Annotated in this window: 6 protein-coding genes, 1 tRNA gene and 2 pseudogenes; 5 read left to right on the top strand and 4 right to left on the bottom strand. The window is 56.5% G+C overall.

Annotated elements, in window-relative coordinates; translation table 11 throughout:
* Positions 1 to 10 precede the first annotated feature (10 nt).
* On the bottom strand, positions 11 to 2,584 hold the full coding sequence (locus tag CUC55_RS19710) for an HWE histidine kinase domain-containing protein (protein WP_425352892.1): 2,574 nt from the start codon (positions 2,582 to 2,584) through the stop codon (positions 11 to 13).
* 260 nt (positions 2,585 to 2,844) lie between these two features.
* Between CUC55_RS19710 and CUC55_RS19705 the strand changes: the two are divergent.
* Both CUC55_RS19705 and CUC55_RS19700 read left to right on the top strand, forming a co-directional pair.
* A pseudogene (locus CUC55_RS19705) lies at positions 2,845 to 3,266 on the top strand (secondary thiamine-phosphate synthase enzyme YjbQ).
* Positions 3,267 to 3,408: 142 nt separating this feature from the next.
* Positions 3,409 to 3,756, top strand: coding sequence for a hypothetical protein (locus CUC55_RS19700; RefSeq protein WP_103089204.1), 348 nt, complete (start codon positions 3,409 to 3,411; stop codon positions 3,754 to 3,756).
* 113 nt (positions 3,757 to 3,869) lie between these two features.
* Here CUC55_RS19700 and CUC55_RS19695 read toward each other — a convergent pair whose 3' ends face one another.
* Entirely contained in the window at positions 3,870 to 4,607 is a 738-nt protein-coding gene (locus tag CUC55_RS19695) for an SIMPL domain-containing protein (protein ID WP_103088908.1), read from the bottom strand.
* Between the two features lie 183 nt (positions 4,608 to 4,790).
* Between CUC55_RS19695 and CUC55_RS19690 the strand changes: the two genes are divergently transcribed.
* Positions 4,791 to 4,866, top strand: a tRNA-Ile gene (locus tag CUC55_RS19690).
* A gap of 237 nt (positions 4,867 to 5,103) precedes the next feature.
* On the opposite strand, the pseudogene CUC55_RS23705 reads toward CUC55_RS19690, so the two are convergent.
* A pseudogene (locus CUC55_RS23705) lies at positions 5,104 to 5,223 on the bottom strand (arsenate reductase/protein-tyrosine-phosphatase family protein); the annotation flags it as partial.
* Positions 5,224 to 7,307: 2,084 nt separating this feature from the next.
* On the opposite strand from CUC55_RS23705, the gene CUC55_RS19675 reads away from it, so the two are divergent.
* Positions 7,308 to 7,868 (top strand): dual specificity protein phosphatase family protein, encoded by a 561-nt coding sequence (locus tag CUC55_RS19675; RefSeq protein ID WP_103088905.1) that lies wholly within the window; start codon positions 7,308 to 7,310, stop codon positions 7,866 to 7,868.
* Between the two features lie 148 nt (positions 7,869 to 8,016).
* Here CUC55_RS19675 and CUC55_RS19670 read toward each other — a convergent pair whose 3' ends face one another.
* Positions 8,017 to 9,264, bottom strand: a complete 1,248-nt coding sequence (locus CUC55_RS19670) for an AGE family epimerase/isomerase (protein WP_103089203.1) — start codon at positions 9,262 to 9,264, stop codon at positions 8,017 to 8,019.
* A 192-nt stretch (positions 9,265 to 9,456) separates the two neighbouring features.
* Between CUC55_RS19670 and metH the strand changes: the two genes are divergently transcribed.
* Positions 9,457 to 13,233 (top strand): methionine synthase, encoded by a 3,777-nt coding sequence (gene metH, locus CUC55_RS19665; protein ID WP_103088904.1) that lies wholly within the window; start codon positions 9,457 to 9,459, stop codon positions 13,231 to 13,233.
* Positions 13,234 to 13,514: the final 281 nt, after the last annotated feature.

Genomic DNA, 13,514 nt, shown 5'->3' with positions numbered 1-13,514 from the left:
TCGCAACGGTTCAGGCCGTCACCGTCTTGTGCACCAGCCGTCCAATAATGGCCATCAAAGCCTCTTCGTCATATGGCTTGCGAATAACCGGGACATGCGCGAACTCGGGCGGGATCATGATGCCATCGGCGTAACCGGTTGCGAACATGAACGGAATGCTCCGGCGCAGAAGTTCATACGCTACGGGGATGGAGGTATCCGTGCCGAGATTGATGTCGAGAATAGCGACATCTGGCGACATGGTCTTCAGCTTATCCAGCGCCATAGCTGAAGATGTGGATGTTTCGATATTGGTTATGCCGTGAGCTTCCAGCATGTACTCGACATCCATGGCGATAAGCATTTGATCTTCGACTAGAAATACCCGCAATGGTTCCTCCGCGGAATAGGGTGTGTAATCTTTGTGAGTTCCCACCGCAGTCTCGTGCACGGCAGCAGATGGTCCCGCAGTTGCATGGCGGGCAGGAAGCACGATTTCGGCCTGAATGCCGTGTGTATGGTACGTAACTTTGCTTTTGCCGCCCAGATCATAGGGCACACTTCGGCTGATCAAGGCTGAGCCGAAGCCGGTTCTCGTTGGCGGCGTAACGGTTGCAGCCACCGTCTCATGCCAGGAAATAACGCATTCTCCTACATCATCCAGCGCCCACGAAATAGATAGCTTGCCACCGGCAGGGCCGAGTGCGCCATATTTTGCAGCGTTTGTCGCCAGCTCGTGAAGCACCAGAGCCATGACGGAGAACGCGCGCGAATCGAGCAGGACGCTTGGGCCATAAGCCTCGATTTCGTTGGCGGGAGAGCGGTGCGGAGATAGCTCGGCATCCAGCAAATCTCGAAGCAGTCCGCCGCCTTCGCCACGCACCACCTGATCATGCGCAAAGGACAGTGCCTGAATGCGGCCCTTCAATGCAGAGACATATTCCTGAAGTGTGCGGCCTTCCTGCGTGGGATTGCCGACCAGGGATTTGATGATAGCCAGTACGTTCTTGACGCGGTGGTTCAGCTCTTCGTTCAGCATGCGCTGGCGAACTTCCGCCTGCGCGCGTTCACCGGCCATCAATTCGCTGTGGCGGAAGGCCACTTCAACAAGGGCAACACGCGCCGCTTCGGCAAGCTGCCGGTCTTCTTCAGTCCAAGGCTGCGCCTGCTGGTGCACCGTTTCCTTCCACAATGCGAAGCTTTTGCGCGGCGTCAACCGGTCGCCCAGCGGGCCGGTTTCATAGGACTTATCCGGATTTCCACCCCAGTTCAGCGTCTGCACGATCTCACGCCTAAAGAACATCAGGTAGTCGTTTTTGACCTGAGAGAGCGGAACGGCCAGCACGCCGGCAACGTGGTCGGAAAAGCTTTCCGCTTCAGGCAGGTGGTTGGACAAGGCGTGTGTCGCCCAGACACGACCTTCCGAAACGGAACTCACCAACCGTCCCAACTGCGGTGCCAGCAATTCCGGCGGCGCATAGCCTATGCTGAACCACCGCTCGTTCATCCACACACCGACGCCATCGCAAGGAAGAAGCCGGTTGAAATCCGGCAGGTTTTCGACGAGCAGTTCTTCCACGTTGTTGTGGTGGGCGGCAAGGCGCAGGAATTTGTCCAGCGATGCATGTGCATCATGTGCCGTGGCCAGCTTTTTCTTTTGCTTCAACGCCTGAAGATGCAAGGAGAAGAACTCCCCGAACATTTCAGCCGCAATGCGCATCGACATCGGCAATATGCGCGGCGAATAATGATGACAGGCGATCAGGCCCCATAGCTCGCCATCATTGATGATGGAAATCGACATGGAAGCCGAGACACCCATATTGCGCAGATATTCGCAATGAATGGGAGAGACGCTGCGAAGATGTGAGAACGACAAATCCAGCGGTTCGCCGGATGCATCCAGAATGGGTTCGATAGGCACTCGAACACCGTTGGAGTCGGAGATGATGCGCAGTGTGTTCTTCAGATAAAGCGCGCGCGCCTGCTGTGGAATGTCACTTGCCGGAAAATACTGGCCCAGAAAGCTTTCCAGCGCGGGCTGTTTTACCTCGGAAACAACCTTTCCGGCACCATCCTGCTCGAACCGGTAGACCATGACCCTGTCATAACCCAGCATGGCCTTGACGAGACGTGTGGTGCGCGAAATCAGGCTGTCGACATTATCCGCGTCGCGAATGCGGTCGATCATCAATTGCGCTGTGTGCAGGGGCTGGGAGTCGTCGCTGGCAGGTTCAAGCTCGATGATGGAAACCGATTTGTACCGGTGGATCGCAACGTCGAATGTCTTGCCATTGGGCAGCTTTATCTTGGGAAGCATCGCCGGACGGCTGCTGTTTGCCGTCACCGTCAGCGCATTTCTAAGATCGTGAACCAGGTCATTCCCGAAAAATTCTTCAATCGGNCGCCNGATGATATCATCCGGTAATCCAGAGATTTCACTCCAGTTCGCCGATTTGCGCAGCACCGTACGCATCGCACTGTCGCAAGCGATCAAACAGCCGTGAGGCTGAATATATCCTGGGATGTGAATAGGTTCCTTGTCGCAGTTGGTAAGGTCTACTTGCTGAACTGGCGACGTCATATGGTAGTCTTTCGATGGCAGACTGTGGCGGCTTGTTTCAAGCCTCCTGTCTTCAATAGACGATATTCCGCCAAAAGAAATGTATCGAGCAGATGTGTCGGAACTTGCTCAGGGATTTTGTCGTTTTTGACGGAAGTATTATAGTCCATACGTCGTTTCGTTTCCTTTTGCGCCCGCTAAGTTCGCAATCTCAAACGTCAAAAACTGCACAAAACATTGCGTGATTGCATCAAACGTGGGAACCCCACCCTTGGTTCCCTAGCTGAAAGTAAATAATTCCAGTGCCGCAAAAATTGCTGACGATATCTACCCGCGGCAGGGGCTTTACGAGTTTACGAGCCAGGCCAAAGCCTTCATCGCGTCTTGCGCCGAGGCCGAAGGGCTGCTCACCGTCTTCGTGCGCCATACGTCCTGCTCGCTGCTGATTCAGGAAAATGCAGATCCCGATGTTCAGCGCGACCTGAAAACATTCTTTNCAAGGCTTGTCCCGCCGTCCAGCGATCCCTCGATGAACTGGATCGTTCACACCATGGAGGGGCCGGACGACATGCCTGCGCACATCAAGTCCGCGCTGACGCAGGTGTCTATCGGCATCCCCGTCAGTGGCGGCAAGCTGGTGCTGGGAACGTGGCAGGGCATCTATCTTTTCGAACACAGAAATCAGGCGCATGACCGGCAGATCGTCCTTCATCTTTCTGCGTGAAGCTTGGTTTGCCACATTTTGCGGCCATGAATACAGTCTGAACGTCTGGTTCGGAAANCGTTCACACCGCATTGATTATCGTCACGACAGTCGACCGGGATGTCAGGCATTTCGGCGAACATCAGGAAAACGGAGTATGACAATGATAGGCACATTTGCAAAAGCAAGCGTTGCGGCACTCATCGCCCTCGGCAGCATTTCTGCTACGGCATCCACCGCGTCGGCAGGGCCAGATGTTCAATACCGAATTTACGTGCAGGATGGCTATCGCCACGGCGGCCACCAGGGCTGGGGTCGCCCGGATCGTGGACGTGATCGCGATCGTTGCGCGCCTTGGATGGCTGAGGAAAANGCCAACCGCATGGGCTTGCGCCGCGCACGCGTTGTCGACGTGTCGCCACGCCGTGTCGTCGTTGCAGGTTTTGACCGCGGCGGTCGTGACCGCGTCGTGTTCGCCAACGTTCGTGGTTGCCCGGTGATTCGCCGCTAACTGCGGCCGTGATTGCCGTGCTGTTACAGAAAAACCCCTCGTCATGGTCTATGGCGAGGGGTTTCTCGTTTCAGGTGAGGTGAAAGGGACGCCCTCTGGCGCCCCTCTTATTTTCACGGTTCCAGCGCAAAGGTCACGTTGACATTGACCTTATAGGTGTTCTCGCCGGCTGCGATCGGAACACTGTCGGATTTCTCCATCGCCGCTGCCCGCATCATCGTCTGCGGAACGGGCATTGGCCGCTGCATGTTTTCGCTGATTTCAAGAATGCGGCCGAGCTTCACGCCTGCGGCTTCCGACAATGTCTTCGCCTTGGATATGGCATCGGCCACTGCCGCCTTGCGCGCTTCCGTTACCGTTGTTTCTGGCTTGTCATTGGTGAACGCGATATCGCNACCCTGGTTGATACCAAGCTTTATCGAGCTGTCCAGAATTTCACCCAGCTTGGCCAGATCACGAACCCGCACCGTCAGACCATTGGTGACCTGATAACCGGTGATTTCAGGCGCAACATAAACGCCGTCCTTCGGCTCGAACTGCTTGTAAAGCGGTTGCACGGAGAAATTGCTGGTCTGCAAATCCCTGTCAGCGATGCCTGCGGCTTTCAGCGCAGTCTGAACCTCTTTCATGGCCTTGCTGTTTTCGCTCAGCGCCGCCGCTGCCGTTTCCGCCTGCTTCACCACGCTGAACGACAAAACGGCCATATCAGGTGCCACTGCCGCGTCACCTTCTCCCGAAACGCTGATAACCGGCTCACGCTTTGCGTTTTCCTGCGCGGATACGGCCATGGGCAAAACGGCAAGTGCTGTAAAAGCGCCAAGGGCTACGGTGCGTGCTAGTATCGATGTCATTGAGGTTCCTCTTATTTAGCGTCCCTAACGTTGATGTCGCAGGAGATTATGGGGCTAATGCGGCATAGTTTGCCTGTCCCATGCGACAACGGCTTGTCGCGTCGAAAAAATTCCGCTAAAGCCAACTCCGCGCCGGTTGAACCATTGCAACCCCGCATTCCGACCCGCTTCATGCATTCGGAAGGGCCTGTAGCTCAATGGTTAGAGCCGGCGGCTCATAACCGCTTGGTTGGGAGTTCGAGTCTCTCCGGGCCCACCACATAATCTTGTTCCCCTCCCGCGGCATCGCGTTCCGGCTCAGAGATATTTTGGCACCTTCGCCTCCAATAATGTGACGAGCGGTCTCCATGAATGTATAGTTATCTGGAATATCCAGACAGATCAGGCGTTTACTCTTGAGTGCGGCTCGGTATCTGGCCTGAATTTTCGTGTGATGCGCTTTTNCCATGACGAAGATGATGTCGGCCCATTGGATTAGTTCGGTGGACAGAGGATTCTCGGCGTCGTTGTTTGTCCCGGCAGAAGAGACTTCGATGTGCGGCCAGGTTGAGAAGACCTGTTCGGCGGTCGGGCTGCGGAGTTTATTCTGGCTGCAAACGAACAGGATGTTTTTCAACCCGATGCACCTTTCCTGATTCCTGCGCGCCGTTTATCGCAGGAATGTTATGACGACACTACAAGTGAAAAATGCTTTTCGCATTTTCGGTCGTAAATACGTGACAGGCGTATTGCTTAGACTAATATCTATGATTGCGTAAGGAGAGTATTTTATGAGCGTTATGGTTGATGACCCCAATATTCGCGGCAACGGTGTTCTGGGCGTCGCGTTGCGGGTCGTGCTGATTTCCATCGTTGCCATCATCGGCTGGAATATTGCGCTGCCGGGTCTTGATGCCTCTTTTATGGCGGCGCGGACGGTGGATGGGGTTCCATCGCAGCTTTCCGTCCTGGCGCTGGGTGTTGGTCCTGTTCTGACGGCCTTCGCGCTTGGTCAGATCATCCGGCTATTGGTTCCTCGCTCGAACGGAAGCTTCGCTCTGCACGTCGGTGAAANCGCCGTTGCGCTGTTGCTTGCAGTTTCGCAGGCCTACGCTATTGCGCAGGCCATGTCGGCGATGGGCCTTTNGGTCGGTGATGGTTATCTTGCCTGGGCAGGCTTCGTTGCATCCCTTATCGGCGGAACCGCCGTCTTGCTGTTTTTGTCGCGACAGGTGGTCTTGCCGAGCCTTGTCGCCGGGTTCTGGATTTTGTGGCTCCTGCCAGCTCTGATTGATTTTCCGGCGCAGTTTTCCCTGTCGTTTGATCTGTTGCGAACCGGCGCGGTGGCGGGTTCTCAGCTTCTGTTGACGATGGTGATCGTCATCATTGCCTTTGCACTGGCGATATCAGCAACCCGCATGGTGATGACGAGCCAGAAAAGGTTTGCTCCCACGAAAATCACGATGTCTGTCTTCTTGCTGAATATCGTCGTGTGGCCTCCCTTGCTGGCTGCCAGCGCGGGGAGTTATGTTTTAACGCCACTGGCGTTTCTGTGGCCGGATTCGTTGCCTGATGGCCAGTGGATCAGGATTTACGTGCTGGCGATAACGGCTATTCTCATCCCGGTTTTNGTCTCCGGCTATCGCCGGTTCTTCTCTCACAATGGCATGATGTTGCCAGCCACCACGGCGCTGATGCTTATTGCCGTCCAGATCGCATTGGTGCTGGGCGGTGCTTTGGTATCTGGCCACCTCGTCTTGCCGCTTCCGCTCAGCGGGACGACCATTCTAGTGCTGGTTGGTGTTGCCTATGGCCTGATTGACGTTATGCGCAAGCCTGTCGAAACTGCCACTGGCAATGCAGCATAATCACGAAAAGGTGTTGCCTGCGGAGCCAGGGCGGATGTTTCGGGCTTTGGTTGTTAAAGTGTTTTGCGTGTAGCTTGACACAAAGTATACGCCGCCGCATCGGTGGAGCGACAGACACATTGATCGGGGAGGCACCATGTTCAAACGACTGACGACCACGCCAAAGAGTGTGCAGCCTTTATGATCGTTGGCATTGTTCTGACCGCGATCCTGATGCTTTTTTNGATCGCTTATCCCAAACGCCTCAAGCCCGTGGTCGTCGGTCTGGCGATCGTCTGGGCATGCACGGTCTCCTGGGTGGTGTTTGACTGGTGGCGCTCCGGTGAGCGGTTGAACGCGATCATCGCCACCGCCTCTTTCGACCCGACCTGCACCGATGCAAACGCACCAATTCGGCTGAGCTTTCACAACACCAACGGGGTCTCTGTGCGCCGTCTGACCTATACGCTGGAAGGTTTCGAGGCAGCATTCCGGGCATCGGCTTCCTTTAATCCCTATCAGGTCAGTGAGCATCGGCTGGAGCCGAATGAAACATACGCGGCGTGCCGCCCATTCCGCCTTCGCAACAATGAGAACGTTGATCCGAGAAAGCTGGAATGGCGGGTTACGATCGACTCCGCGGAATTCGATTGAGACATAATGCGCCGATGAAGCCGGTTCTCACGAATTTTNGAAGGCAAATTTCTTCAGCTAAAANTCCGCTAATACAAACTGGCCTGTAACCGCTCCGTTGTCTTTTCGACCGAGCGTGTTCTTATTTCGCTGGCCACTCCGTAACCTCGGTGCTCTTGCTTGTGACATCTGGCAGTGCCATCTGAGCTGCAATTCTTGAAGTTTTCCAGAAGGTCGCGTTTTGGTTTCTGTATCTCGTGTTTTGAAGATTGGCATTCTGTGCCTTGTCGCTTTGCCTGCATCTGTCGGTGCGCATATGGGCATCAACCAGTTGACCGGTAATTTCCATGAGGTCCTGCCGGGTGAACTGTATCGTTCAGCGCAGCCCAGCGGCGACGATGTCAAAAANTATGCCCAGGATTTGGGTATCAAGACAATCATCAACCTTCGCGATGAAGATCGGGAAGAGTGGTACCGCGACGAAAAGAATGCCGCCCAAAGCAACGGCGTTCAGCTTATCGATTTCCCCATGAGCTCCAGTAAGGAACTGCCGCAGGATCGTGCCGAAAAACTGGCGCGCATCATGAGGGATGCGCCAAAGCCCGTTCTCATTCATTGCGAACATGGTGCCAATCGTACCGGCCTTGCCTCAGCCATCTATGTCGGTGCCGTCGCCAAGAAAAGCGAGCAGGCGGCGGAATTCCAGCTTTCACCCTATTACGGGCATGTGCCCATCAAGGGCGTTGGTCGTTACGAGATGTACCAGTCCTGGGACGATTTCGAGGAAACGCTAGGGTTCTGACAGAGGCGAAATCCTTCACCTTCGTCATCCCCGGGCCTGACCCGAGGATCTAACCACGTTGGATGTCGGGGTTCGTTAGACCCTCGGGACAAGCCCGAGGGTGACGGTAGAGAGGTAAGTAGGCTCTCCTGTCAATTTGAGGGGCGTGCTAAAACCGCCCGCCCTTATCCGAAATCACCTTCGTCAAGCTGCCATCCGCTGGAAACAGCGGGATGAGGCAGGCTTGCAGGGCATGGTAGATGTCGCCCTTGCCGGGGAAAATGGTGTTGGCAGGGGTGAGATTTNCCGTCAGTTCCTCATGCCAGCCACCGTTCTGGTGGTCGAGGAAGCTGTTGGCGATGGTGCTCCAGACGCGGCGGTAGCTGTCTTCGTAGAATTCGTCGGCAGGTAGATGCTCGTTCAGGAAGTGGGCGGCACCGGCCGCCTCGCACATCGGCCACCAGAGTTTTTCGCGTTTGGCGGGCGTGTTGTCCCAGTCCAGCGTGTAGAAGAACCCGCCCTTTTCTCGGTCCCAGCCTAGCGACATGGACTGCACAAACAGCGATTTGGCCGCCGTTGGCATCCACTCATGCTTGCGCTCGCCCAGCACCCAGAGCTGGAGAATGAGGCGAGCCCATTCCAGCCAGTGGCCGGGGGTGGAGCCGGAAGGGCGGAACATCTCGTTGCCGCGATAATCCTTGTCCAGGACCCAGTTCTCATCGAAATGCTCTGGCACGCGGAAATCCAGTGCACCGGCGGCACGACGAATGACGAGGTCGGCGATACGCTCGGCCTTGGTCAGATAGTTCCTGTCGCCCGTCGCTTCAAACGCTGCCATCAGCGCTTCGGTCAGATGCATGTTGGAGTTCTGGCCGCGATAATTCTCGATGGGAGACCAATCGCGATTGAATTCTTCTTTGATTGCGCCGTACTTTTCTTCCCAGAACCTGGTCTCAAGAACGTCGGTAATGTCGGCCAGCATCTGGTCTGCCAGCGGATGGCCAACTGTTTTGGCCGATGATGCAGCCAGCAGCACGAAAGCATGGCCGTAACCCTGTTTGCTGGCGTCAATCGGACCGGTCTCATCCACCTGCCAGAAATAGCCGCCATGCTCGGTGTCACGGTGGCTGTTCCACAGATAAGTCATGCCGTGGTCGATGATATCGCCGCAGCCGGGGCGACCAAGCAAATGGCCGATGGAGAAGCAATGCACCATGCGCGCCGACATATGAATGCCCCGAACGGGATTGTCCGGCTGCAACGGTGTACCCTGCCGGTCGAGATCGAAAAANCCACCCTTGGGGTTGATGGCACGATACTGGAAGAAATCAAAAAGGCCTTCCGCCTGCTTTGCCAGCCATTGCCGGTGCCAGGGCAGGGTGCTCCAGTTCGACTTTCCGTGTTCCGCTTCGGTCATCGTTTCCTCCGTATGATACGCTTTGTGCGATTCTCTATATCTTTCGGACGTAACGGTGTCATCCATAACGGAAATTTCGTACCCTTGATGTAGAACGCGAAACCATCGCTGGAAATGAGTGATATATTGACATAAAGATATCTTTATGTGACTTACGAGCGGCGAACCGCCAAGGAAATGAGGAGTGTACCGATGTTGGACGATCTGTTTGGCCCNGCCGGGGGCAACAAGCGTGACGGCGCGGAGATTCTGAAGGCGATCCGTCAGGCCGCTCAGGAACGCATCCTCATTCTCGATGGCGCGATGGGAACTCAGATCCAGGGGCTGGGTTTCGATGAAACCCATTTCCGTGGCGATCGTTTCATCGGCTGCGCCTGCCATCAGCAAGGCAATAACGACCTTCTGATTCTCTCCCAGCCTGATGCAATCGAGGAAATCCATTATCGCTACGCCATGGCGGGTGCCGATATTCTCGAAACCAACACGTTTTCCTCCACGCGCATCGCGCAGGCGGATTACGAGATGGAAGGTGCCGTTTATGACATGAACCGCGAAGGCGCGTTCATCGTGCGTCGCGCTGCCCAGCGGGCGGAACGGGAAGACGGGCGTCGCCGTTTCGTGGCCGGTGCCATCGGCCCGACCAACCGCACGGCCTCCATGTCTCCTGATGTCAACAACCCCGGTTACCGCGCCGTCAGTTTCGATGATCTGCGCATTGCCTATGGCGAGCAGATCGACGGCCTCATCGATGGCGGTGCCGATCTCATTCTCATCGAAACCATTTTCGACACGCTGAACGCCAAGGCCGCCATATTCGCCTGCGAAGAACGCTTCGCCGCCAAGGGCATTCATCTTCCGGTGATGATTTCGGGTACGATTACCGATTTGTCCGGCCGCACGCTGTCTGGCCAGACGCCGTCTGCTTTCTGGAATTCCGTTCGCCATTCCAACCCGTTCACCATCGGCCTCAACTGCGCGCTGGGTGCCAGCGCCATGCGTCCGCATTTGCAGGAATTGTCTGACGTTGCGGATACGTTCATCTGCGCTTACCCGAATGCCGGTCTGCCCAACGAATTCGGTCAATACGACGAAACGCCCGAGATGATGGCAGCGCAGGTGGCGGAATTTGCCCGCGAAGGCCTGGTCAACGTCGTCGGCGGCTGCTGCGGCTCGACGCCCGACCACATCCGCGCCATTGCCGATGCCGTTGCCGGATACGCGCCGCGCAAGGTGCCGGAACACCGCTCTTTCATGTCGCTGTCTGGCCTTGAGCCTTTCGTGCTGACCAAGGACATTCCCTTCGTCAACGTCGGCGAGCGCACCAACGTCACCGGTTCTGCCAAGTTCCGCAAGCTCATCACCGCTGGTGATTATACGGCGGCTCTTGCCGTCGCCCGCGATCAGGTGGAAANCGGCGCGCAGATCATCGACATCAACATGGATGAAGGTCTGATCGACAGCCAGAGAGCCATGGTCGAGTTCCTGAACCTCATCGCTGCCGAGCCGGATATCGCCCGCGTGCCTGTCATGATCGACAGTTCCAAGTGGGAGATCATCGAGGCTGGCCTGAAATGCGTTCAGGGCAAGTCCATCGTCAACTCCATCTCGCTGAAGGAAGGCGAGGAGAAGTTTCTGGAGCAGGCGCGCCTGGTGCACCATTACGGTGCTGCCGTCGTCGTCATGGCATTTGACGAGGTGGGCCAGGCCGACACTTACGAGCGCAAGGTGGAAATCTGCACCCGCGCCTACAAGATTTTGACGGAACAGGCAGGTATTCTGCCTGAGGACATCATCTTCGACCCCAACGTCTTTGCCGTCGCAACGGGCATCGAGGAACACAACAATTACGGCGTCGATTTCATCAACGCCACCCGCACCATCCGCGAAACCATGCCGCTGGTGCATATTTCCGGCGGCGTTTCCAACCTGTCCTTCTCCTTCCGCGGCAACGAACCGGTGCGCGAGGCCATGCACGCCGTGTTCCTTTACCACGCCATTCAGGCGGGCATGGATATGGGCATCGTCAATGCGGGTCAGCTGGCCGTTTATGAAAGCATCGACCCGGAACTCCGCGAAGCCTGCGAAGACGTGGTGCTGAACCGCCGTGCCGATGGCACCGAGCGGCTGCTCGAAGTCGCTGAAAAATTCCGCGGTGGTCCCGGCCGCGAAGCCAAGGTGCAGGATCTGGCATGGCGTGAATGGCCTGTCGAAAAGCGCCTGTCGCATGCGCTGGTCAACGGCATCACCGAATTCATCGATGCCGACACGGAAGAGGCACGCCAGCAGGCGGCACGTCCGTTGCACGTCATCGAGGGACCGCTGATGGCGGGTATGAATGTGGTGGGCGATCTCTTTGGTTCGGGCAAGATGTTCCTGCCGCAGGTGGTCAAATCCGCCCGCGTCATGAAACAGGCAGTAGCCGTGCTTTTGCCCTACATGGAAGAGGAAAAGCGCCTCAACGGCGGCGATCAGCGCAAGGCCGCAGGCAAGGTGCTGATGGCGACCGTGAAGGGCGACGTGCACGATATCGGCAAGAACATCGTCGGCGTGGTTCTCGCCTGCAACAATTACGAGATCATCGATCTCGGCGTCATGGTGCCCGCCACCAAAATTCTCGAAACGGCGATTGCCGAAGAGGTGGATGTCATCGGCCTGTCCGGCCTCATCACCCCGTCGCTGGATGAGATGGTGCACGTGGCCGCCGAGATGGAGCGTCAGGGCTTCAACATTCCGTTGCTTATCGGCGGCGCTACCACCAGCCGCGTTCACACGGCGGTCAAAATCCACCCGCGCTACGAAAAGGGTCAGGCGATCTACGTCACCGATGCCTCCCGTGCCGTAGGTGTCGTGTCAGCCCTGCTGTCCGAGGATCAGAAGCCAGCCTATATCGATGGTATCAGGGCCGAATACGCCAAGGTCGCAGACGCCCATGCCCGCAACGAGCGCGAAAAGCTGCGCCTGCCTTTGGCCCGTGCGCGTGCCAACGCCCACAAGGTGGATTGGACGGCCTATCAGCCGGTGAAGCCGCAGTTTTTGGGCACCAAGACCTTCGAGACCTATGATCTGGAAGAGCTCGCCAAATATATCGACTGGACGCCGTTCTTCCAGACATGGGAGATGAAGGGCCGGTACCCCGCAATTCTCCAAGACGAGAAGCAGGGCGAGGCCGCGCGCCAGTTGTTTGCCGATGCGCAGGCGATGCTGAAGAAGATCATCGACGAACAGTGGTTCCGCCCGCGCGCCGTCATCTGCTTCTGGCCCGCCAATGCGGTGGGCGACGATATCCGCCTCTTCACGGATGAAAGCCGCAAGGAAGACTTGGCGACCTTCTTCACGCTTCGCCAGCAACTGTCCAAGCGCGATGGCCGCCCCAATGTGGCGCTGTCGGATTTCGTCATGCCGCAGGACACTGGCGTGACCGATTATGTCGGCGGCTTCGTGGTTACGGCTGGAATCGAGGAAGTGGCGATTGCCGAGCGCTTCGAGCGAGCCAATGACGATTACTCCTCCATCCTCGTCAAGGCATTGGCAGACCGCTTCGCCGAAGCCTTTGCCGAGCGCATGCATGAGCGTGTCCGCAAGGAATATTGGGGTTACGCAACCGATGAAAGCTTCGGCCCCGATGACCTGATTGGTGAAGCCTATGCGGGCATTCGCCCGGCTCCCGGCTATCCCGCCCAGCCGGATCACACCGAAAAGGAAACCCTGTTCCGTCTGCTGGACGCCACGGAAGAAACCGGCGTGGTGCTGACCGAAAGCTACGCCATGTGGCCCGGCTCCTCCGTCTCCGGCCTCTATATCGGCCACCCCGAAAGCTACTATTTCGGCGTTGCCAAGGTAGAGCGTGATCAGGTCGAGGACTACGCCCAACGCAAGGGCATGCCAGTGGTAGAGATCGAGCGTTGGCTGGGGCCTGTGCTGAACTACGTACCTGTCGAAGCCGAAAANCAGGTCGAGACGGCCACCTGATAATTCGATTCAGGTGGTTGCCGGTTTGATTCCAAACTCGAGCCTTATATATTGATTTAAAAAGACAAAANGCGTGGAGCGATCCGCGCTTTTGTCTTTTTAACCACCGAATTATCCGGTGCGTTTCGGCCAGAAGGCAGAATTGTCGGCAAAGTTTTTACGTAATATTAGATTATTCGAATGTATTTATGGGTTGCTAACTTGATCATCGTTCTCATATGGGAGATCATCGTGCAGCAACTGTCTTCTCTCGTGTTGGTCTTCGTCACACTGACGATCTT

Origin of the sequence: Agrobacterium bohemicum (genome assembly GCF_002896715.1) — a bacterium.
In the GTDB taxonomy this organism is placed as follows: Bacteria; Pseudomonadota; Alphaproteobacteria; order Rhizobiales; family Rhizobiaceae; genus Agrobacterium; species Agrobacterium bohemicum.
This window is presented reverse-complemented; position numbering and strand designations above follow the sequence as displayed.